Origin of the sequence: Roseobacter sp. HKCCD7870 (assembly GCF_037830315.1) — a bacterium.
Lineage (GTDB): Bacteria > Pseudomonadota > Alphaproteobacteria > Rhodobacterales > Rhodobacteraceae > M30B80.
In genome coordinates, this window is the sequence record NZ_JBBLYO010000001.1 from 1,412,614 (window position 1) to 1,434,679 (window position 22,066).

Sequence of the window (22,066 nt, forward strand, 5' to 3'; positions counted from 1 at the left end):
CATGTCCAACAAAGTCGTGCTTATGGGTGTAAAAGGCGGGCCTGCAATTCGCCCCAATGGCCCAATGCCCACCTCTAGCTTGCTTGAGATTGCAGGGCGCAGCTGTGTTGTGGATTGCGGACTTGGTGTGTCCAAGGGGCTTGTGCAGACAGGGCTTTCGCTCAAATCGCTTGATCTGATTTTCATCACCCATCTTCATTCAGACCATATTTTGGAATTGGGTGGATTGATCCACACCGCTTGGACATCTGGCCTTGCCACCCCTGTCCATGTTTACGGCCCCATAGGCATTGGTGCAGTATGGGAAGGGTTCCTTGCGGCCCTTGCTTTCGACATTGACCTACGCATTGATGATGAGGGCCGCCCCGATTTGCGTGGGTTGGTGACGATCACCGAATATGATGAGGGCATCGTGGCAAATCTGCCAAATGGCCTAGTGGTGCGCGCGTTGCGGGTTGATCACCCCCCCATTATTGATTGCTTTGCGCTACGCTTTGACAGCCCTGACTGGTCAGTCTGTTTTTCAGCCGATACCGCATATTTCCCGCCTTTGGCCGATTTCGCCCGTGGATGTGATCTCTTGATCCACGAAGCCATGCTTGAGGCAGGGGTGGATCGCCTGGTCGCCCGCACCACGGGCGATGGGGCAAAACTCAAAGCGCATATTGCGCGCGCTCATACAGAGGCCCGCGATGCTGCCGAAATTGCACAAGCTGCTGGCGTGCCGCGTCTGGCCCTGCACCACCTTGTGCCCGCAGATGACCCCGAGATCACAACCGATCACTGGCGCGCAGCCTGTGCAAATGCGTTCTCAGGCGAGATCATCATCGGTTACGATGGATGTGTGATAAAGGGGCCAAACTCATGAGCAAAAAGCGCAAATTCGGGCCAGATCGTGCCGAGCTTTGGTTTCGCTTCTGCTTTTCCTTGGTGGGTGTGGCCGCGCTTGGCGGTGCTGTCGCGTATCGCGGCCTGCCATCTGGCCCCGCAATGGCCGAGATTGGCATCATTGCGGGTGGGTTTTTCATTGGCAGCGCGATTTGGTCAGCATGGCGTTTGATTACGCGCGATCATCCCTAAGCCTCCCATGACCGAATTCGTCTACAGCCCCCCAAACACGCCCCTTGAATTGATCCATGAGGATCATGAACTGCTGGTCGTCAATAAGCCCGCAGGTCTTTTATCTGTTCCAGGCAAGGGGGAGCATCTGAAGGATTGCCTGATCACCCGCCTGCAAGCCGCCTTTCCTGAGGCCCTTTTGGTGCACCGGCTGGATATGGATACCTCTGGCGTGATTGTCTTCGCGCGCACCCCTGCCGCACAGCGCCATTTGGGGCTGCAATTTGAAAAGCGGATGATGAAGAAATCCTACCTCGCCTTGGTCTGGGGCCAAGTTGACGGTAAAGAGGGCGTGATTGATCTGCCACTGATTGTGGATTGGCCAAACCGCCCCTTGCAAAAAGTCTGCCACGAGACGGGCCGCGCGGCTGTGACGGAATGGAAGGTCTTGCGGCATGACGAGACAAGCACACGGATGCGGCTGTTCCCCCAAACGGGCCGCTCGCACCAATTGCGCGTCCATATGCGGGAATTGGGACATCCAATTTTGGGCGATCCGTTCTATGCTACAGGGCCTGCACGCGACTTTCCGCGCCTCATGTTGCACGCAGAAACCCTGCGTCTGCGCCACCCTGATGGCGGGCGTGGCATGACCTTTCGTGCGAAAAACCCGTTCTAGGAACTGCGGCGCTTTGTCATGCCATAATTAGAATAATTCTAAAAATTGGGCCTGTAAGGCGCGAGTTAGCTTTCCTATATCGAGGGGGTAATGGCAAAAAAGGAACCTCCCCCATGGGCTTACGTATCAATGACATTGTCCCCAATCTTGAACTGACCACCGATCATGGCACCTTTAAATTCCATGACTGGATTGGCGATCAATGGGCCATTTTATTCTCTCACCCCAAAGATTTCACACCCGTCTGCACCACGGAATTCGGCGCAGTCTCGCAGCTTGGCGCAGAATGGGCCAAGCGCGGCACCAAAGTTATTGGCCTTTCCGTGGACAGCGTGGAAGAGCATGGCAAATGGAAATCAGACATTGAAAGCTTTGCTTCCGCCAAGGCCGAATTTCCAATCATTGCAGACCTTGATCTAACCGTGTCCAAAGCCTTTGATATGCTGCCAGCCGAGGCCTACCTGCCCGATGGTCGCACCGCCGCAGATAGTGCAAGCGTGCGTTCGGTCTTCATCATTTCGCCTGACAAGAAGGTGCAATTGATCATGACCTACCCCATGTCGGTTGGGCGCAATTTTGCCGAAGTTTTGCGCGCTCTGGATGCGTTGCAAGCCACCTTCGGACAGCCAATTGCAACACCTGCAAATTGGCAACATGGCCAAGATGTGATCGTGGCGCTCTCGCTCAATGACGATCAAGCGCGTGAAAAGTTTGGCGAGATTGATGTGAAATTGCCTTACCTGCGCACCACGAAACAGCCAAGCTAATCAAAAAAACCCCCGACACTCGGGGGCTTTTTATTTTACGCGGCAGTGCCGTTGCCTGTAATGGCGTAATTCGGTCTATGCAGATGCACGACCGTGCCAATCGGCAATTTTTCATAAAGCTCGATGACATGCGCGTTGACCATACGCACGCAACCCGATGACGCGCTGGTGCCGATTGACCAGGGCTGTGGCGTGCCATGAATGCGCAAATAGGTGTCACGATCCCCGTCATAAAGATAAAGCGCGCGCGCACCCAATGGGTTTTCTGGCCCACCTGGGACACCGCTTGCAAATTCTGCGTAAAGGTCTGGTTCGCGCGCAATCATCGCGGCTGTTGGTTGCCAACTGGGCCATTCAACCTTGCGGCGGATCGTATATTGCCCAGGCGCTTGCAGGCCCGAACGGCCAACAGCCACGCCGTAGCGCATAGCCGTGCCATCATCGAGAATGTAGTATAGATATTTTGCAATCGGGTCGACATGCACATGACCTGGCACCATGCCAGCCTTATGCACAATCCGTGTCGGCATCAGCCGGGGATGTAACCCCCACGGGTTTGGGCCTTGTGGTTCGGGGCGCTCAATCGTCTCGTCAAAGCCTACGGCATCTTGTGCCACGGCTGGGGTCGCAAGAAAAGCGGCGCTGCCTGCAAGAAACTGTCTGCGATCCATAGCAAAATCCATCGTTATGGGGCCAATTTATTAGCCGAAATATGCCGCAACTGCCCCTAATGACACAAGAACATCACGCATTGGGGCGGTTAACATTTGCGTCAGTGACGCCTTGGTAAAAATCCCCGCAACCAAGGCTGCGGGGGTTTTCTTAGTCTCAGGCGGGGCTTACTCCGCTGATGCTTCTTCTTCGCTGCGTTCTTCGCCAGTCTCTTGGTCAACCATTTTCATGGCCAAACGCACTTTGCCGCGGTCGTCAAAGCCCAAGAGCTTCACCCAGACCTCTTGGCCCTCCTGAAGAACATCGCTTGGATGGTTCAGACGGCGGTTTTCGATCTGGCTGACATGAACGAGGCCATCGCGCTTGCCGAAGAAATTCACGAAAGCACCGAAATCAACGATTTTGACAACTTTGCCTTTGTAAACCTTGCCTTCTTCAGGCTCAGCCACGATGGAATAGATCATATCATAGGCCGCTTTGATGGCGTCTTGGTTCGCACTTGCGATCTTGATGATGCCATCATCATTGATATCAACCTTCGCGCCCGAGGTTTCCACGATCTCGCGGATCACTTTACCGCCAGACCCGATCACTTCGCGAATCTTGTCGGTTGGGATTTGCATGGTCTCAATGCGTGGGGCATGTGCCGAGAACGCATTGGCCGAAGACAGTGCCTTGGCCATTTCGCCAAGGATATGCATCCGCCCTGCTTTCGCCTGCGCAAGCGCCTTTTTCATGATTTCAGGGGTGATCCCTGCAACCTTGATGTCCATCTGCAGCGAGGTGATCCCCGCTTCAGTGCCTGCCACTTTGAAATCCATGTCGCCAAGGTGATCTTCATCACCAAGGATATCGGTCAAAACAGCGTAGGAGCCATCTTCTTCCAACACCAGACCCATGGCCACACCCGCAACAGGGGCTTTCAGCGGCACGCCTGCATCCATCATCGACAAGGAACCACCACAGACCGAAGCCATTGAGGAAGACCCGTTCGACTCCGTGATCTCAGAAACCACGCGGATCGTGTAAGGGAAATCAGTTGGCGCAGGCAGAACCGCCTGCAACGCACGCCAAGCCAGCTTACCATGGCCGATTTCACGGCGGCCTGGTGAGCCAACACGCCCAACCTCGCCCACAGAATAGGGGGGGAAGTTGTAATGCAGCAGGAAGTTTTCTTTGAAATTGCCATGCAGCGCATCGATGAATTGCTCATCATCGCCTGTGCCAAGCGTGGTCACAACCAAGGCCTGAGTTTCACCACGGGTGAACAGCGCCGAGCCATGCGTGCGGGGCAGAAGACCCGTTTCGCTGACAATCGAACGAACCGCATCCAACGCACGGCCATCAATCCGCTTGCCGTCTTTCACAACAGAACCACGCAGAACCGAAGATTCCAGCTTCTTCAGTGCCGAACCAAGGTTTTCATCTGCCAATTCTTCTTCGGAAAGCTGCGCTTTGATCGCTTCTTTTGCGGCGGATACAGCGGCAACGCGGTCTTGTTTATCAAGGATCGCATAGGCGTCACGCATCTGCGCTTCACCCAAGGATTTCACCTTTTCATACAGCGCGCTGTAATCGGGTGGGGTGAAATCAAACGGCTCATTCGCCGCAACTTCTGCCAGATCAATGATCAGGTCAAGCACGGGCTGCATTTGCTCATGGGCAAATGTGACCGCGCCGAGCATTTCATCCTCGGTCAGCTCATAGGCCTCGGATTCAACCATCATCACGGCGTCTTTGGTGCCCGCCACAACCAAATCCAAACGCTGGTCGGGGTTGTTGCGCAGACCCTGCATATCGTCAACGGTCGGGTTCAGGATGTATTCCCCATCCTCAAAGCCCACGCGGCAGCCTGCAATCGGCCCCATGAAAGGCACGCCCGAAATGGTCAGCGCTGCAGAAGCGGCGATCATCGCAACGATGTCGGAATCATTCACCAAATCATGGCTGAGAACCGTACACATCACGAGAACTTCGTGCTTGAAGCCCGAAACGAACAAAGGGCGAATGGGTCGGTCGATCAAGCGCGCGGTCAGCGTCTCTTTTTCGGTAGGACGCGCTTCGCGCTTGAAAAAGCCACCAGGCACCTTGCCTGCGGCGTAGTATTTCTCTTGGTAATGCACAGTCAGCGGAAAGAAATCCTGACCTGGCTTAGCTTCTTTGGCGAAGGTCACATTTGCCATAACGCTGGTTTCCCCAAGCGTTGCGATCACTGTGCCATCTGCCTGACGGGCAACCTTGCCCGTTTCTAGGGTGAGGGTTTCCTCGCCCCATTGAATCGATTTTTTCACTTCGTTGAACATCATCATTTCCTGTGTGGAAGCACTCCCAAGCCCACTCGGGTCTTCCGTTTCATTGGCGGCCCCATTGCCGCCGACCCCCTTCATCATCCCATGCGCCGGGGTCGTTGCGTCACGTCTCAGATGCGCGCCACATAGCGCAGATTGTGCGATATGAAAAGCATAGACAGAAATCGCGCCTGAAATATCCAATGATCAAATGAAAAACGCCCGCTGACAGGATCAGCGGGCGCTTCAAACTGATAAAGGCAAAGATTAGCGGCGGATACCCAAACGCTCGAGGAGCGACTGGTAACGCGCTTCGTCTTTCCCACGCACATAATCCAGCAACTTGCGGCGCTGAGCAACAAGCTTAAGCAAGCCGCGGCGCGAATGGTTGTCTTTTGCGTGAGTTTTAAAATGCTCAGTCAGCGTAGTGATGCGCGATGTCAGGATCGCGATCTGCACCTCGGGGGAACCAGTGTCGCCCTCTTTGGTGGCAAATTCTTTGACCAAACGGTTCTTTTCTTCAGCAGTAATCGACATCGGGCTCTCCTTTACATTAGAGGGTTGCAGCACAGGCCGGGATGTCGTCCAGCAAGGCCATTTCCCCACAGCGCAAGCGCCATGGATTGCGGCCACATAGGGGGGAATCATCTAAATGAAAAGGCTTTTTTGATCTGCGCCGCCCAGGTCCGTTAACCTTGAGCGCAAATTTTCATCCAAAACCGCAGCGATTTATGGCATCTTCGGGCTTCGCCATACGCCGTTCATCGGCGCACGGCATCACGCATCTGCTGCTGCTATAGCATCAGATTTTGCCATTAGGGCAAGGTTCGCGCCACATCACGCAAATCCGGTGATCTTTTGAGGGTATCGCATAATGTGCGGGAGTGGGTGATGCTTGCGCTTACGGGTTTGATCAGTTTGATCGCGGCGGGCTATGCCGCTGCAGGTATATTTAGCCTGCAATTGGATGAGGCCGAAGACGGGCCTGCGGAAAATGATCCGCAGATCACACCCCTGACCCTAAATTCTGCCCTGCTTGGGTTTTTGATAATGGGGGGCGAACAGCCTGACGCATTGATGGGCAGCGATGGTAACGATGAAATTCTCGGCGAGGATGATGATGACATTTTGCTCGGCGGTTTGGGACGGGACGTTCTATATGGCGGCACGGGCGATGACCTGATTGGTTTAGATCGCGATGATGTGGCGTTTGGTGGCTTCGGTGCAGATACATTCGCGCTGTCCATTGATCCGCTCAATGGCTCCGACCAGCTTCCGGAAATCGCTGATTTCTCCCGCGGCGCCGATAAACTGGTGGTGAATTTAGCAGGCGACTGGGGCAGCGCCCCGACTGTCACCTATGACAACACCACCCTTCCTGGAAATACCACGCTCTATGTCAATGATATGCCGGTTGCATTTCTCAGCGACCTCTCCGACCTATCCGTTGATGATCTTGAATTTAATCTCCCCGTTGGCGTGAGCATCGCCGACATTGCGCCGCGTTTCCCCGATCTGCTTGGGCCGAACACGCCACCTGCGCCCACTGGGCCAGTTTCTTCCCCGACACTTAATCTGCCAGAGGCCGATACCCCAGACCCAAGCCTCTCCGATTTGATTGACGAAAGCCTCGCACCCGCCGTTGAGGCGCGCACCGACATGGCCGACAATCTTGGCCCCGTCTCAAACGATGCAATAACGGGCAGCGATGGGAATGACACAATCACAGGCGGCCTCGGCAATGATGCAATATTTGGAAATGACGGCAATGACAGCCTCACGGGCGGGGCAGGTCATGATCTCATTCTGGGCGGCGCTGGCAATGATCGCATTGACGGGATCGTTGATGAGGCCGCAGGGGGCAGCGCTGACGATTTATCAGGCGATGAGGGTAACGACACCATCATCGCAGGCGCGGGCGATACCGTATTCGCGGGCAGTGGCGCAGATTTAATTATCGCGGCACCCTTGCTGCAACAGGCAAGCACCGCCGCACATATCCTAGACTTCGACCCTCAAGAGGATCGGATTGAACTTCTCTATGATCCGACCACAAACCCTGACCCAAGCCTTGAACTGCGTGAAATAGATGGCAGGACAGATGTCTATCTTGATGGCAATCTCGCCCTATCCCTGAGTCAGATAACGGGCCTAAGTCCTGACAATATCGATCTGCGCGCAATTGGAGGCACGTCCTAAAGAAAATGCGCCCGTAAGGCGGCCAAAACCGCCTTAGGCTGTTCTTCGGGCATGAAATGGCCTGTATTGGCCACGGCCTGCCCCGTTACGTTTTCCGCCCATGCCCGCCAGATCCCCAAAGGATCACCCGTGCGCGCGGGAAAGCCTGCCTCAGCCCAGAGAAAGCAGAGGGGCGCCGTGATCATCCGACCCGCCGCCCGATCTTCTGCATCCAATCCGCGATCAAAAAATGCACCCGCGCGGTAATCGTTGCACATTGCTGCAATGCGCGCTGGATCAGCCGCTTGGGAGCGATAGGCGGCCAAAGCCGCGTCAGAAAAGGCGCTTAGATCTTTGGCATATGTCCATGAGGCCAATGTCCAATCCATATAGGCCAGCCCATCTGTCGTGATCATCCGCTCGGGCAAAGGGGCGGGCTGCGCAAGGAACGTCCAGTGATAGGCCTTCATCGCCAATTCCGCATCCCATGCCGCCCAAAAATCACAGGTCGGAACGATTTCCAAAATCGCCAAACGCTCAATCCTATCAGGATGATCCAAAGCAAAGCGATAGGCCACGCGTGCGCCGCGATCATGCCCCGCAATATGGGCCTTTTCGATCCCGAAATGATCCATCACGCCCGCCACATCCAAGGCCATTTCACGCTTGGAGTACATGCGATGTTCTTCATCGGCGGCGACAACTTCACTCTCACCATAGCCGCGCAAATCAGGGATGATCACATAAAAATCGCGGGCCAAATCGGGCGCGACTTTCGACCAGCACATATGGTTTTGAGGATAGCCATGGAGCAAAATCAAGGGCGCACCATGACCGCCATGATGCACTGAAAGCGTGATCCCGTTGGTTTTGATTTGTTCTTTCACAAAACCTGAAATCGCGCTGTCCATCGGTGCCTCCAAGATCAATTCCACAAAATTGGCGTGGTCGAATAGGGAATATAGAGCGGGTGTTTGGGATGACCTTCCTTCGACAATCCCAAATGGTAAAGCGGTTTTTCAACTTGGCGCAGCAATGCCGCCACCTGCGCCCCCCGCCCCAAAAACGCCCCATGCGCCCCCCATGCACAGATGATCTGATGCGCTGCAGTTGTGCATTCTAAAATGGCATCATCATTGGCAGGCCCAATCGGATCAGCGGCGGCACGCATCGCGCGGGGGTCTGTGTCGCGCCATGCGAAAATATTCACCACTGTGAAGCTGCCAAACCCAAGCGCGCGCGCACGCCGTTCGCAGCGCTCGACTGTGGGGTCGTTTTGAGTCTCGGTCGCGGTGGAGGGGTTCAGCATCACAAACCCCACGCGCTGGCCTGCGCCTTCCCAAATCCGCGTGAGGCTATAGCGATAGGCCTCGCAATCGGAATAGACCGCCTCTGACGCGGCATCACCCTTTTGGAACGCGCGGCGGATCACAGGTTGAACACGCGGCTTGGATGCAGCTCGCCCCCCATATACCGCCCAATGGCAACAGGCCGCCCCTCAAAACTGGCCCATGCTTGATCACCATAATTGGGTGCAGCATCCATCACCTGCCCAGGGTTTCCAACCCGCAGGCGCTGCGCGCCTTCTGAGGTTGCGCGCAAATGTGGTAAACCGTCCAACGCATGTTCGAGTGGCAAGAGAGCCGCATCAAGCGCCGTGGTTTTTGCGGCCAATTCAACCTGTTCCAAGCTCACAGCATCATCCAAGTCAAAAGGCCCCGACCACAGACGGCGCAACCACGCAACATGGCCATAACAGCCCAATGCGGCACCCAAATCGCGCGCAATCGCGCGCACATAACCACCCTTGCCGCAGACCATCTCTAAGACAGCAGTCTCAGGGTTTTTGCGCGAAACTAGATCAAGCGTCTCAACGTAAAGCGGTCGCGCGGATAGTTCCACATCTTCGCCCGCCCGCGCCAAGGCATAGGCGCGCTGGCCATCTATTTTCACAGCTGAATATTGCGGCGGAATTTGCGTGATATGCCCCCGAAACGCGGCTACGCCCGCACGAATATCGTCATTACTGGGCCTCAGGTCAGAGCGCGCGATCACCTCGCCCTCGGCATCATCAGTATTGGTCGCCGCGCCAAAGGTGACTTCAAACTCATAGGCTTTGAGGGCATCGGTGATGTAAGGCACCGTCTTGGTTGCTTCGCCAAGCGCCACCGCCAAAAGACCTGTCGCCTCAGGATCAAGCGTACCTGCATGGCCCGCTTTATTCGCATCCAACGCCCATTTCACTTTGTTCACCACAAAGTTGGAACTCACCCCCGCAGGTTTATCGACAATCAACCAGCCTGAGATGTCGCGTCCCCGTTTGCGCCGTGCCATGCGTGATCCTTCCAAAATCCAAGAGGGGTCGCGTTACTCTAGGCCTGTTTGCGCGTCAACCACAGCCCCTAAGATCGGCCCAAGGGGCAAACCGAAATCCGCGCGCCCCAATTGCGGCGCATAGAAGCGGGATACGTTTCCGTCCAAAAACAGCGCGTTGTTGATGGCGAAATGATCCCGAAACACGCGGGCAAATTGGTGGAATGTGACAGGCGCATCAGAAATCACCGCCACAACAGATGTCCCCTCCATCCGAACGCCAACGCCGTTGCGAATATATCGCGATGTGCTATCGGGCAAAAACGCGGGATGCAACGCACCATCAATCACCAACATCGGGCCAGATTGTGTCGCATATTCGCAAACGGGTGGCGCGGCTTCAAAGCTGCGCGCCTCAATCACCGCGGCCTTCCCTGCATTTAGGCAGAACACGCCATTTGGCAGAAGGCCAAAATTACCTGGCCCATCAGATGTGATGATCCGCATCTCCTCTTGGCCTTGCTCAACATAAAGACCGACAGGTCGGCGATCAGGGTGATACATCCCGCCATTCATCGCAAAGGCCAAAACCTGATTTTCAGGCAAGCTGTCTGCCACATTGAGGAAGGAACCAAAAATCTCGCCCGCACCATTGCGTAGAAAGAGCCGCATCTGAGCGCGGGTCAGATCAATTTCACAAGCGGTGAAGGGCGTTTCCTCAAAGTGAAAATCCGCGCAAGATACAGGCGCCTGATCCGCCCATAGGACTGCAGGACCGCCTCCGCCCAGCGCGCATAAGGCGCCCAAAAGCAGTGATTTAATCTTCCCCGTCATCGCGATCTGGGGCCTCGACATCGCGGCGCACTTTTTCATCGGCAAACATACGGCGCGTCTCGTCCATGCGATCAAAAGTTTCATCAATCAAAAACCGCAGGTCAGGTGCATATTTCAGCGTCATCTCACGACTGATGGCGCGGCGTAATTCGCCCGTGTTGCGCCGCAGCGCTGCCAAGGCTTCCTCGCGCTGACCACCGCCCAACGGCATCACATAAACATGCGCCACTTTGAGGTCTGGGGTCGCGCGCACTTCGCCCACTGTGATTGACAGGCGATTAAGCTCGGCATCATGCACTTCGCCGCGGTTCAGCACATCGGACAGAGTGCGGCGGATCAATTCGCCCACGCGCAACTGGCGCTGTGACGGGCCTGGCCCCTCATGGAACTTGTTTTTTGCCATCCGCACTCTCCTGAGTCTCTGTCGCATCTAGGCGATCATGGCCCGCCTCGCAAGCGCGGGCTTTCCGATTTGCATCGCTTGGGGTAGAGGGAAGGGAACACAGGAGGATGGCATGAGCGAGTCAATCGGGATCATCATTACAGGCGCATCAGGCCGCATGGGGCGGATGTTGATCGAAACCGTAGAGGCCAACCCCGCCACCCATTTGGTCGGCGTCACCGAACGCCCAGGCCATACATGGATCGGTCAGGATTTGGGCGCAGCCATGGGGCGCGGTGAGATGGGTGTGCCAGTCGTGGACGACCTTCTTGAAATTTTGCCCAAAGCCAAAGCCATCATCGACTTCACATCGCCTGAAGCCACGGTGGCGCATTCAGTTTTGGCGGCCCAAGCCCGTGTGGCCCATGTCATTGGCACAACGGGCATGGATGATGCAGCGCTTGCAAAACTCAAGGCCGCCGCCCGCCATGCCACCATCGTGCGCGCAGGCAATATGAGCCTTGGGGTCAACCTGCTCGTGCAGATCACCAAACAGGTGGCCGCTGCATTGGATGAGGATTTCGACATTGAAATCGTGGAGGCGCATCACAACCGCAAGGTTGATGCACCTTCTGGCACGGCCATCATGCTCGGCGAAGCCGCCGCAGAGGGGCGGGGGGTTTCCCTTGCAGATGTCCGCGATGCAGGCCGTGACGGGATCACGGGCGCGCGGGAGGCGGGCGCAATAGGTTTTTCCGCCATTCGAGGCGGCGACATTGTCGGCGAGCATGATGTGATCTTTGCGGCGGCAGGGGAACGTCTTGTCCTGCGCCATATTGCAACGGATCGCGCCATTTTTGCGCGCGGCGCCCTCAAGGCCGCTATTTGGGCACAAGACCAAGGCCCAGGTGAATTTTCTATGCTGGATGTGCTTGGACTGTGATCTAAGCCGCTCTATCTTTCGTAACACAGCAATAGATGTTCGGTACGGAGCGGACTATGCTGAACAGATTGGCGCTCGGCACAATGCTTGGTGTCTTGATTGTGGCGGATGCCGCAGCGGCGGAAGGCTTTACGCCCGTGACGGATCGCGCAAGGTTCGTTTCTTTGATCGAAGGGCGCGAACTTACCCGTTTTGGCATTCGATTGACGGTTGAGCCTGATGGCGACATCACGGGCCGCGCCTTTGGACGCCCAGTTACGGGGGATTGGGCGTGGCAAAGTGGCTATTTCTGCCGCAATCTCAGCTTTGGCGCAGAGCCATTAGAATATAATTGCCAATTGGTGGAGGAGCGGGAGGGCACCCTGCGATTTACGGCTGATGAGGGTGCGGGCATCTATGCTGACCTGACACTGCGCTAGGCGGCAGGGCTAGCATCAAAAATCAATGGCGATGCCTTTTTTCTCCCAATCGCCATAGCGCACGGGTTCGGGGCCATCGCGCCCCCCAAGCTCCTTGGGCAATTCTACCGCTTTCGCCTCAGCGCGGCGGGCTTCCGCCTCAGCCAAGGCCCGCTGTGCAGCGGGCGGCAGGTCACGCTTGTCCGTCTTAGTCTCACTCATAGCGGCCTCATAGCGCAGCAAAAGGGCTGCACGATTGATCTCTGTCTCCCCCGTGATATACGGCAGCGAAACCCAGAGACAAGGATAGAAAATGGCGCGGACACGCGAAGAGGGTCGCCAAGACACCCAAGGTTTAGGCCCCCGCAAGGCCGCATTGGCCATTTTGCGCGCGGTTTATCTTGACCGCCAGATGGTCGCTCATCTCGACCAACCGCCCGGTCTTGCCCCCGAGGATCGCGCCCGCGCCGAGCGTTTGGCCCAAACGGTGCTGCGCCACACAGGCCGCATTGACACCTTGCTGTCAGCCTATCTTGAGCGCCGTCCACACCCATTGGCCCAAAATATTTTGCGCCTTGGGGTTGCAGAATTGTTGCTTGATGAAGCCGAAGCCTATGGCGTGGTCAACGCGGCTGTTGCCATCGCCAAACAAGGCCGCGCAACAGGCGGCGCGGCCGGTTTGATCAACGCTGTCCTGCGTAAGGTTGATCAAGAAGGGCGCGCAAGATGGGCGCAACTGGCCCCACAAACCTTGCCCGTTTGGTTGCGCAAAGCGGTTGGGGGGGCATGGGGCGAAACCGCAACCCGCGCGATTGAAGCCGCGCATGAGGCAGGTGCGCCAATTGACATCACATTACGCGACCAAAGCGCCCCCTTCGAGGCAGGTGAACCCTTGCCCACAGGCAGCATCCGATTGCCGCGCCAAACCCAAATATCCACGATAGGCGGCTATGAGGCGGGTGCGTTTTGGGTGCAAGATGCCGCCGCCGCCCTTCCTGTGAAACTCTTAGGCGATGTGTCAGGGCAACCTGCGCTTGATCTGTGCGCAGCACCTGGCGGCAAGACCATGCAGCTTGCAGCAGCAGGGGCGCAGGTCACCGCTCTTGATTTGTCGAAACACCGTATGGGCCGCGTGCGCGACAATCTACGCCGCACGGGCCTGTCGGCGGATATGGTCACGGCTGACGCGTTGGAATTCAACAGTGGCCCTTGGCCTATTATCGTGCTTGATGCGCCCTGCTCGGCCACTGGCACAATAAGACGGCACCCTGACCTGCCTTTCGTCAAATCCGCCCGTGAAGTGGAAGCGCTGACAAAGCTGCAAATGCAAATGCTTGATCATGCTATATCGCTTTTGGACACAGGCGGGCGCATGGTGTTTTGCACCTGCTCGCTCTTGCCCAATGAGGGTGAAAACCAAATCAAAGCCGCGCTGAAACGACACCCTAACCTCGCCGTCTTGCCACTTGATCCCACGGAACTTGGGGTTGATCCCGCATGGATCAGTGCCGAAGGCGGTCTGCGTATCTTGCCGCATCACTGGCAAGATCGTGGCGGAATTGACGGATTTTACATGGCGCTTTTGCAAAAGCGGTGACAGCGCAGGTTCAAGCCGCTACACAAAGCCACTCCACCGCCTGTCTCGCGGGTCGCTCCTCGGCGGGATTGGATGGTGCAACCTTGATTGGGGGGGCGACAAAGGTCGCTCAAAGCTCAAAACCCACCCACGGCGCCGAGCGCGTGGCGGTTTCTCATAATGCGTGGCAAGCAGACTGGGGCCTGCACCACATTCGCGCCCTGACCCTATCCCATGATGGGATGCGCCTTGAGGGTGAAGATGCATTTGCGCCGCGCAATGAAGAAGATAGTGCCATTTTTGCGGCCCGCATGGCCCAAACCCCTAGGGGCGGTTTGGGCTTTAGCCTCCATTTCCACGTGCATCCCACGGTCACAGCACAAAGCGACATGGGCGGACGGGCCGCCTCGTTCCTATTGCCAGATGGGCAAGTTTGGGTCTTGCGGCCAAGCGAAGGCGCATAGCTTGTTTTGCGCCCTTCGGTTTACTTTGACCCCGACCATCGAAATCCACGCGCGACAAAACAGGTGGTTCTCTTTTCCACGCTAGCAGATTATGGGGGCGCCATCGGATGGTGTTTTCTGCGCGCGCAATAGCACGGGGGCATCATGCGACCCCGTGATTGATGCAAATGCCAAGGAAACCCCATGACCGATCTCGCCCCCCTCTCCCGCGCCCTGATCTCTGTTTCTGACAAGACAGGTCTGATTGAGTTTGCCACGGCCTTGGCCGCACGGGGGGTTGATCTTTTGTCGACAGGTGGCACAGCCAAAGCCCTGCGCAAGGCAGGTCTTGCGGTGCGTGATGTCTCCGAGGTTACAAAATTTCCTGAAATGATGGATGGCCGCGTCAAAACCCTGCATCCGATGGTGCATGGCGGCTTGCTAGCTTTGCGTGACAATCCTGATCACCAAGCCGCCATGGCCGAGCATAACATCGCGCCGATTGATCTATTGGTGGTCAATCTCTACCCGTTCGAGGCGACTGTCGCCAAAGGGGCAAGCTACAAAGATTGCGTTGAGAATATCGATATTGGCGGGCCCGCGATGATCCGCGCTGCCGCAAAGAACCATGGTTTTGTCAGCGTTGTGACTGATCCCGAAGATTATGCCGCCCTTCTGGCCGAGTTGGATGCGCAAAACGGCCAAACCACGCTGAGCTTCCGCCAAACTTTGGCGCAGACCGCCTATGCCCGCACCGCCGCCTATGATGCGGCTGTCTCCACTTGGATGGCCAATGCTTTAGGCGATCCGGCACCGCGCCGCCGTGCTGTGGCAGGGCGTTTAGTGCAGTCTTTGCGTTACGGCGAAAACCCACATCAAGCGGCGGCCTTTTATACCGATGGCACAGGCCGTTCGGGCGTTGCCAGCGCGAAACAGCACCAAGGCAAAGCGCTGTCCTACAATAACATCAACGACACAGACGCAGCCTTTGAATTGGTCAGCGAGTTCTTGCCCGAGGGCGGCCCTGCCTGTGCGATTATCAAACATGCCAATCCCTGTGGCGTTGCCCGCGGCGCAAGCCTGACCGAAGCCTATTTGCGGGCCTTTGACTGCGACCGCACATCCGCCTTTGGGGGGATTATCGCCTTCAACCAACCGCTTGATGGCGCGACTGCAGAGGAAATCACAAAGATCTTCACCGAAGTTGTCATTGCCCCCGGTGCAGATGAGGAAGCGCGCGCCATTTTCGCCGCCAAGAAAAATCTGCGCCTCTTGACCACAGATGCGCTTGCAGACCCAAAAGCAGCCGCGATGACCATCCGCCAAGTTTCAGGCGGGTATCTGGTGCAAGATAAAGACAATGGCCAAATTGATCTGAGCGATTTGAAAGTCGTGACCAAACTCAAACCATCCGATGCGCAGCTCACGGATTTGCTGTTCGCATGGAAAGTGGCCAAGCACGTCAAATCGAACGCGATTGTCTATGTCAAAGACGGCGCCACTGTTGGCATCGGCGCAGGCCAGATGAGCCGTGTCGACAGTTCGCGCATCGCCGCGCGCAAGGCGCAGGATATGGCCGACATCCTTGGTCTTGCGCAAAGCCCCACGATTGGATCGGTTTTGGCCTCTGACGCTTTCTTCCCCTTCCCCGATGGTCTGCTTTCGGCTGCAGAGGCAGGGGCCAAGGCGGTCATCCAACCGGGCGGCTCCATGCGCGATGACGAGGTGATTGCTGCCGCCGATGAGGCAGGCCTTGCGATGGTCTTTACAGGAATGCGCCATTTCCGTCACTAAGGGGGCCATGATGACCCGTTTAACACTTATTTCCGCACTGTTTTGGATCATCCTTGATCAGGCCAGCAAATGGATCATGCTTTTGGTGCTTGATCTAGATCGTGTCGGACAGGTCTTGGTCATGCCGCCCTATCTGAATTTCATCATGGGTTGGAACCGCGGGATAAATTTTGGCCTCTTCGCCAACAGCCCCGACCTTCTGCGTTATGGTTTGATTGCTTTGGCGCTTGCGGTTTCTGCGTGGATGATCCAGCTGGGCCGCAACAGCCAGAGCAAACTCAGCGCGATTGCGGCGGGCTCAGTGGCAGGTGGGGCTTTGGGAAATGCGTTTGACCGCCTCTATCACGGGGCGGTTGTGGATTTCCTGAACATGTCCTGCTGCGGGATCAATAACCCCTATACGTTTAATATCGCAGATATCGGTATATTTGCGGGTGTGTTCGGGTTGCTCTTGTTTTCGAATGACGAAAAGCCCAAGGTATGAGAGAAACCTTGGCATGACGTGGCGCTTTGTGCCATGGAGGATTTTATGAGCCGCAAACCGCATATTCTCCTGACCTTTTGCGCCCTGATGGGCCTTGCCGCCTGTTCACAAGGCGACCCATCTTTGATGAATTTACGCGCCAACCAATCTGGCCCAGATGAATTTGCCATTTTGCCAACACGCCCCATTGAAATCCCAACGGATTTGGCGGCGCTGCCTGAACCAACACCCGGTGGCACAAACCGCACCGACCCAACCCCTGAGGCAGATGCGATTGCCGCGCTTGGCGGAAATGCCGCGCGCGGCGGTGGTGTAACCAACAGCCTTTTGGCCCACGCGACACGCTTTGGTATTGAAGAGGGCATCCGCGACCAATTGGCTGCGGAAGATTTGGCCTTCCGCCGTGACAATGATGGGCGGCTCTTGGAGCGGGTCTTCGGCGTGAATGTCTATTACCGCGCCTATCGCCCGATCTCCTTGGATCGTTATGCCGAACTTGAGCGTCTGCGCCGGGCGGGCATTCGCACCCCCGCCGCCCCCCCCGAGCCGCAGCCGCAGTAAGCCCGCATTGATCATCACTTTGTGACCGCGCCCTTGCGCGCGGCTTATTGAACCCTGTGCAGCGGCGGCCTATCTGTTTTTGCACATAGGCCAACCTAGGAGGTGTTATGCGCAGGATCATTGCGGCTTTAGTGGGGCTTGCATTGCTGCCAATCGGCACAGGCTACGCGCAAACCTCTGGCGATGTGACGAGCTTTACCTTGAACAATGGCATGGATGTGGTTGTGATCGAAGATCACCGCAGCCCCGCCGTTGTGCATATGGTCTGGTATCGCACCGGCGCGGCAGATGAACCTGAAGGCAAATCAGGCATCGCGCATTTCCTTGAACATTTGATGTTCAAAGAAACAGAAACCCGCGAAAGCGGAGAGTTTTCGAGCATTGTCGAAGAAAATGGCGGCGATGATAACGCGTTCACCTCGTGGGATTATACGGCCTATTTCCAACGCGTGGCAGCTGACCGCTTACCTTTGATGATGGAGCTTGAGGCCGATCGCATGGCCAATCTGCGCCTCAACCCTGATGAGGTGGATACCGAGCGCAGCGTTATATTAGAAGAACGCGCACAGCGCACAGATAGCAATCCAGGCGCGCTGTTTAACGAAGAATTCCGCCAATTGGCCTATCCAAGCCACCCTTACGGCATTCCGGTCATCGGGTGGCGCACGGAAATGGAGACGCTCAGCCGCGAAGATGCGTTGGCCTTTTACGAAACCTATTACGCTCCAAATAACGCGATCCTTGTTGTGGCAGGTGATGTGACCCCTGAGGAGGTGCGCAGACTGGCGCAAACCCACTACGGCCCGCTCGCTTCTGCAGAATTGCCCGCCCGCGCGCGGGTCGAAGATACCACCCTTCCACAAGATCAACGATTTGAATTTGCCGATGAACGTGTCGCGCAGCCTTATGTGATGCGCAGCTATCGCGCGCCAGAGCGCGACCATGGCGCGCAGGAAGACGCCGCAGCCCTCAGCCTGTTGGCTGAGATCTTGGGGGGTGCCCCTTCTACCTCCGTCTTGGGGCGCGCCTTGCAATTCGACACACAGCGCTCGGTCTTTGCGACTGCCTATTACTCAGGCCTCAGCCTTGACGACACGCAATTCACCTTGATCAATATGCCAAGCGCGGGCGTCACCCTTGCAGAGGCGGAAGCCGATCTAGATGAAGTCATTGCAGAGTTTCTAGAGCGCGGGGTTGATCCAAACCAGTTTGAAAGGATCAAATTTCTATATGAGGCCTCGGATATCTATGCGCGCGACAATGCTTCGGGGCTTGCGCGGCTTTACGGGATGGCCCTGACCTCAGGGCTTGAGGTGGAAGATGTCCAAAACTGGCCAGATGTGATTGCGGCCACCACGATGGACGATGTCATGGATGCGGCGCGGGCGCTGTTTGCAGATGCGCCACGCGTGACAGGCTATTTGACCCAAGCACAGGCGGCGGAGAATTGATCATGCCTTTCGTCAAACATATCTCTGCCGCACTTTTTGCTGTTATCTTCCTCGTCACACCGCTGCGCGCGGAAATTCAAATTCAGCCTGTCCTCAGCCCCAATGGCCATAGCGCATGGTTGGTTGAAGATCATTCAATCCCCTTTGTGGCGCTTGATATTCGTTTTGAGGGCGGCACGAATTTGGATGAACCCGGCAAACGTGGGGCGACCTATATGATGACAGGCCTGCTTGAGGAAGGCGCAGGCGATCTCACGGCACAGGGTTTTGCCGAGGCTGTGCAGGGCTTGGCCGCAGAATTTTCATTCTCATCCTATCGCGATACTGTGGCCATCAGCGCGCGCATGCTGACGGAAAATCGCGATGCGGCGGCTGCACTTTTGCACGAGGCGTTAAGCACTCCTCGCTTTGATGCCGATGCCATTGAACGGGTGCGGGGTCAAATTCAGTCAATACTGGCAAGCCAAGCGCAAGACCCAAATGCAATTGCAGGCCACACATTTAATGCCTTGGCCTTTGGCGACCACCCTTATGCATCCGCCGAAGAAGGCACCCCAGACAGCATTGCGTCCTTGACCCGCGATGATCTGATCACGGCTCATCGCAATGCTTTGGTCACATCACGGGTGTCTATTGGCGCATCGGGCGACATCACTGCCGAGGAATTGGGCGATCTCATTGACCGCCTTCTTGAGGGGTTGCCACAAACAGGGCCTGCTTTGCCCAGCATGGCAGGGTTTTCACCAAACACGCGCCAAGCCGTGATTGACTATCCAAGCCCACAATCCGTGATCCTCTTAGGGATGGAAGGGATTGCGATGGATGACCCCGATTTTTTCTCTGCCTTCGTGTTGAATGAAATCATTGGGGGCGGGTTCCGCGCGCGGCTTATGGAAGAACTGCGCGTAAAGCGTGGGTTGACCTATGGGGTTGGCACAAGCCTCTCGACAGCCGATTGGCAGCCCATGTGGCTGGGACAATTCTCCTCATCAAACGCCACCGTTGGCCAAGCACTAGAGCTGGTAGATCAAATCCTGCGCGATGTCGCGGAAAATGGTGTAACTGACGAAGAATTACTGCGCGCCAAACGCTATATGACGGGAGCCTATCCCCTTCGCTTTGACGGAAATGGATCCATTGCAGGGATCATGGCAGGGATGCAGCAAAACGGGATGCCGATTGACTATATCGCCAACCGCAATGCCTTCGTTGAGGCGGTCACATCTGAGGACATCGCCCGTGTCGCAAAACGGCTTTTGGATGTTGATAAAATGCTGACCGTGGTTGTGGGACAACCCGAAGGGCTGAACACCGCCCCTTAACGCGCGTTCCATTTCCGAATCGTGCAGGCGCGTGCTACTGATAGTGGCATGGGAAAGCCTGACCACAACATAAATGCCAATGAAGCCGTAGCGCGGCCGGTGATCCGCCAGCTTGATGAAGCGGCAATCAACCGAATCGCGGCAGGCGAAGTCGTGGAGCGGCCCGCCTCCGCGGTCAAGGAATTGGTGGAAAACGCGATAGATGCAGGGGCACGGCGGATCACAGTAGAAATCGCACATGGCGGCAAAACCTTGATCCGCGTCAGTGATGATGGCTACGGCATGGGGCCTGAAGATTTACCCATGGCCCTCTCCCGCCATGCGACATCTAAGATTGACGGCTCAGACCTGTTGAATATTCAAAGTTTCGGCTTTCGTGGCGAGGCGCTGCCCAGTTTGGGCGCGGTTGGCCGCCTGACCATCACCAGCCGCGCAGCTGGTGAGGATGGCCATGAGATATCTGTCTCGGGTGGACGGCAAGAGCGGATCAAGCCCGCCTCCATGTCACTTGGCACGGTGGTGGAGTTGCGCGATCTGTTTTTCGCAACCCCCGCACGACTGAAATTCCTCAAGACCGAACGCGCCGAAACCCAAGCAATCACCGATGTCGTCAAACGCCTCGCCATGGCCGGGCCCAGCGTTGGAGTCCAATTGATTGATTGCAGCGATGGCCGCCGCACTCTGTTTTCCGTTGATCCCGAAACAGGGGATCTCTTTGATGCGCTTTCCAGTCGATTGGGCCAAGTAATGGGCCGCGATTTCGTGGATAACGCCCTTCAGATTGACGCAACCCGCGAGGAAATTCGCCTCATCGGTCTGGCAGCTCTGCCAACCTATTCTCGCGGCTCTGCGGTGGCGCAATATCTTTTCGTCAATGGTCGCCCCGTCCGCGACAAACTTTTGATCGGGGCGCTGCGTGGGGCTTATGCCGATTTCCTCAGCCGCGATCGCCACCCTGCTGCGGCGCTCTTCATCGAATGCCCACCTGAACGGGTGGATGTGAATGTGCATCCTGCAAAGGCAGAAGTGCGGTTCCGCGAGGCGGGTGTCGTGCGGGGGTTGATTGTCTCTAGCTTGCGCCATGCCTTGGCCGAAGCGGGCCATCGCGCATCAAGCACAGTGGCCGCAGAAGCCTTGGGCGCCATGCGCCCCGAGGGTGGCGTGCCGCAGCGGGTCTATCAAGGTGGCTACTCGGCACCACAAACGCGGCCCAGCACCGATCGCAGCGCCTATGTGTTTCAAGCGCCCGAACAGGTTGGCCTCTCTGAAACAGCTCCCCAATTTGACGCCCCATCCCACCGCGTGGCAGATCCTGAAATCGCGCCCTCTTTTGCCGAAAACAGCCATCCTTTGGGGGCGGCCGCGGCACAACTGCATGAGAATTACATTATCGCCCAAACCGCCACGGGCCTTGTGATCGTGGATCAACACGCCGCCCATGAACGCTTGGTTTATGAGCGGCTGAAAAAACAGATGGCCACCAACGGCGTGGCGCGCCAGGCTTTGCTGATCCCTGATATTGTGACCCTTGGGCCTGATGCCGCCATTCTTCTGGAGCACGCTGACAGTCTTGCACAATTTGGCCTGACCATTGAGCCCTTTGGCGAAGGCGCACTTGCCGTGCGCGAAACCCCTGCCATTCTGGGTGCGGTCAACAGCGAGGCACTGCTGCGCGATATTTTGGACGAGATTGCCGATATGGGTGAAAGCCAAATGGTGCAGGCACGGATTGAGGCGATCTTGTCACGCGTGGCCTGTCACGGATCCATCCGTTCGGGGCGTGCAATGCGCGTGGAAGAGATGAACGCGCTTTTGCGCGAAATGGAGGGCACCCCGCATTCTGGTCAATGCAACCATGGCCGCCCCACATATGTGGAACTTGCCTTGAGCGATATTGAAAAACTTTTTGGTCGCAGGTGAGT

24 protein-coding genes are annotated in these 22,066 nt (G+C 56.6%); 15 read left to right on the top strand and 9 right to left on the bottom strand.

Going from position 1 to position 22,066, the window contains the following annotated elements; translation table 11 throughout:
* The first annotated feature begins 1 nt into the window (after position 1).
* The 4 genes from AAC637_RS07075 (at position 2) to AAC637_RS07090 (ending at position 2,505) form a co-directional block, all read left to right on the top strand.
* Positions 2 to 868, top strand: a complete 867-nt coding sequence (locus tag AAC637_RS07075) for an MBL fold metallo-hydrolase (RefSeq protein ID WP_340302907.1) — start codon at positions 2 to 4, stop codon at positions 866 to 868.
* Complete coding sequence (locus AAC637_RS07080) at positions 865 to 1,080, top strand: hypothetical protein (protein WP_340300278.1); 216 nt, start codon at positions 865 to 867, stop codon at positions 1,078 to 1,080. Before AAC637_RS07075 ends, AAC637_RS07080 begins: the two co-directional genes overlap by 4 nt.
* Before the next feature lie 7 nt (positions 1,081 to 1,087).
* Positions 1,088 to 1,738 carry an RluA family pseudouridine synthase gene (locus AAC637_RS07085; protein WP_340302908.1) on the top strand — a complete coding sequence of 217 codons (651 nt, stop codon included), beginning with the start codon at positions 1,088 to 1,090 and terminating at the stop codon, positions 1,736 to 1,738.
* Between the two features lie 113 nt (positions 1,739 to 1,851).
* On the top strand, positions 1,852 to 2,505 hold the full coding sequence (locus tag AAC637_RS07090) for a peroxiredoxin (protein WP_317656733.1): 654 nt from the start codon (positions 1,852 to 1,854) through the stop codon (positions 2,503 to 2,505).
* Positions 2,506 to 2,540: 35 nt separating this feature from the next.
* Here AAC637_RS07090 and AAC637_RS07095 read toward each other — a convergent pair whose 3' ends face one another.
* The 3 genes from AAC637_RS07095 to rpsO form a co-directional block, all read right to left on the bottom strand.
* A complete protein-coding gene (locus tag AAC637_RS07095) occupies positions 2,541 to 3,176 on the bottom strand; it encodes a L,D-transpeptidase (RefSeq protein ID WP_340302909.1) in 636 nt (211 codons plus the stop codon).
* 168 nt (positions 3,177 to 3,344) lie between these two features.
* Positions 3,345 to 5,480, bottom strand: coding sequence for a polyribonucleotide nucleotidyltransferase (pnp, locus tag AAC637_RS07100; RefSeq protein ID WP_340303171.1), 2,136 nt, complete (start codon positions 5,478 to 5,480; stop codon positions 3,345 to 3,347).
* A 252-nt stretch (positions 5,481 to 5,732) separates the two neighbouring features.
* Positions 5,733 to 6,002, bottom strand: coding sequence for a 30S ribosomal protein S15 (gene rpsO / locus AAC637_RS07105; protein WP_317656736.1), 270 nt, complete (start codon positions 6,000 to 6,002; stop codon positions 5,733 to 5,735).
* Between the two features lie 354 nt (positions 6,003 to 6,356).
* On the opposite strand from rpsO, the gene AAC637_RS07110 reads away from it, so the two are divergent.
* On the top strand, positions 6,357 to 7,664 hold the full coding sequence (locus AAC637_RS07110; RefSeq protein WP_340302910.1) for a calcium-binding protein: 1,308 nt from the start codon (positions 6,357 to 6,359) through the stop codon (positions 7,662 to 7,664).
* On the opposite strand, the gene AAC637_RS07115 is transcribed toward AAC637_RS07110, so the two are convergent.
* Genes AAC637_RS07115 through rbfA form a run of 5 tightly spaced genes read right to left on the bottom strand, consistent with a single transcriptional unit; the run spans position 7,661 to position 11,193 of the window.
* Positions 7,661 to 8,578, bottom strand: a complete 918-nt coding sequence (locus tag AAC637_RS07115) for an alpha/beta fold hydrolase (protein ID WP_340302911.1) — start codon at positions 8,576 to 8,578, stop codon at positions 7,661 to 7,663. The genes AAC637_RS07110 and AAC637_RS07115 overlap by 4 nt on opposite strands.
* On the bottom strand, positions 8,569 to 9,075 hold the full coding sequence (locus AAC637_RS07120) for a DUF1643 domain-containing protein (RefSeq protein WP_340302912.1): 507 nt from the start codon (positions 9,073 to 9,075) through the stop codon (positions 8,569 to 8,571). Before AAC637_RS07120 ends, AAC637_RS07115 begins: the two co-directional genes overlap by 10 nt.
* On the bottom strand, positions 9,072 to 9,977 hold the full coding sequence (gene truB / locus AAC637_RS07125; protein WP_340302913.1) for a tRNA pseudouridine(55) synthase TruB: 906 nt from the start codon (positions 9,975 to 9,977) through the stop codon (positions 9,072 to 9,074). The genes AAC637_RS07120 and truB overlap by 4 nt, the downstream gene beginning before the upstream one ends.
* A gap of 33 nt (positions 9,978 to 10,010) precedes the next feature.
* Positions 10,011 to 10,790, bottom strand: a complete 780-nt coding sequence (locus AAC637_RS07130) for a phosphodiester glycosidase family protein (protein ID WP_340302914.1) — start codon at positions 10,788 to 10,790, stop codon at positions 10,011 to 10,013.
* Positions 10,774 to 11,193, bottom strand: a complete 420-nt coding sequence (gene rbfA / locus AAC637_RS07135; RefSeq protein WP_340302915.1) for a 30S ribosome-binding factor RbfA — start codon at positions 11,191 to 11,193, stop codon at positions 10,774 to 10,776. The genes AAC637_RS07130 and rbfA overlap by 17 nt, the downstream gene beginning before the upstream one ends.
* 112 nt (positions 11,194 to 11,305) lie before the next feature.
* On the opposite strand from rbfA, the gene dapB reads away from it, so the two are divergent.
* Positions 11,306 to 12,115 carry a 4-hydroxy-tetrahydrodipicolinate reductase gene (gene dapB, locus AAC637_RS07140; protein ID WP_340302916.1) on the top strand — a complete coding sequence of 270 codons (810 nt, stop codon included), beginning with the start codon at positions 11,306 to 11,308 and terminating at the stop codon, positions 12,113 to 12,115.
* Between the two features lie 56 nt (positions 12,116 to 12,171).
* On the top strand, positions 12,172 to 12,534 hold the full coding sequence (locus tag AAC637_RS07145; protein WP_340302917.1) for a dihydrodipicolinate reductase: 363 nt from the start codon (positions 12,172 to 12,174) through the stop codon (positions 12,532 to 12,534).
* A 15-nt stretch (positions 12,535 to 12,549) separates the two neighbouring features.
* Here the strand turns inward: AAC637_RS07145 and AAC637_RS07150 are convergent, their stop codons facing one another.
* Positions 12,550 to 12,735: a DUF1674 domain-containing protein gene (locus AAC637_RS07150; protein ID WP_340302918.1), complete on the bottom strand. Its 186-nt coding sequence runs from the start codon at positions 12,733 to 12,735 to the stop codon at positions 12,550 to 12,552.
* A 91-nt stretch (positions 12,736 to 12,826) separates the two neighbouring features.
* On the opposite strand from AAC637_RS07150, the gene AAC637_RS07155 reads away from it, so the two are divergent.
* From AAC637_RS07155 to mutL, 8 genes are all read left to right on the top strand, one after another.
* On the top strand, positions 12,827 to 14,110 hold the full coding sequence (locus AAC637_RS07155) for an RsmB/NOP family class I SAM-dependent RNA methyltransferase (RefSeq protein ID WP_340302919.1): 1,284 nt from the start codon (positions 12,827 to 12,829) through the stop codon (positions 14,108 to 14,110).
* Entirely contained in the window at positions 14,107 to 14,553 is a 447-nt protein-coding gene (locus tag AAC637_RS07160) for a heparinase II/III domain-containing protein (RefSeq protein ID WP_340302920.1), read from the top strand. The genes AAC637_RS07155 and AAC637_RS07160 overlap by 4 nt, the downstream gene beginning before the upstream one ends.
* A gap of 183 nt (positions 14,554 to 14,736) precedes the next feature.
* Entirely contained in the window at positions 14,737 to 16,326 is a 1,590-nt protein-coding gene (gene purH, locus AAC637_RS07165) for a bifunctional phosphoribosylaminoimidazolecarboxamide formyltransferase/IMP cyclohydrolase (protein WP_340302921.1), read from the top strand.
* A gap of 10 nt (positions 16,327 to 16,336) precedes the next feature.
* The gene (gene lspA / locus AAC637_RS07170; RefSeq protein WP_340302922.1) at positions 16,337 to 16,810 is read left to right on the top strand and encodes a signal peptidase II; all 474 of its coding nucleotides are present in this window, start codon (positions 16,337 to 16,339) and stop codon (positions 16,808 to 16,810) included.
* A 33-nt stretch (positions 16,811 to 16,843) separates the two neighbouring features.
* On the top strand, positions 16,844 to 17,371 hold the full coding sequence (locus AAC637_RS07175; RefSeq protein ID WP_340302923.1) for a DUF3035 domain-containing protein: 528 nt from the start codon (positions 16,844 to 16,846) through the stop codon (positions 17,369 to 17,371).
* A 107-nt stretch (positions 17,372 to 17,478) separates the two neighbouring features.
* Positions 17,479 to 18,822, top strand: a complete 1,344-nt coding sequence (locus AAC637_RS07180) for a M16 family metallopeptidase (protein ID WP_340302924.1) — start codon at positions 17,479 to 17,481, stop codon at positions 18,820 to 18,822.
* Between the two features lie 2 nt (positions 18,823 to 18,824).
* Positions 18,825 to 20,144, top strand: coding sequence for a M16 family metallopeptidase (locus AAC637_RS07185; RefSeq protein ID WP_340302925.1), 1,320 nt, complete (start codon positions 18,825 to 18,827; stop codon positions 20,142 to 20,144).
* A gap of 48 nt (positions 20,145 to 20,192) precedes the next feature.
* Complete coding sequence (gene mutL, locus AAC637_RS07190) at positions 20,193 to 22,064, top strand: DNA mismatch repair endonuclease MutL (protein WP_340302926.1); 1,872 nt, start codon at positions 20,193 to 20,195, stop codon at positions 22,062 to 22,064.
* Positions 22,065 to 22,066 lie beyond the last annotated feature (2 nt).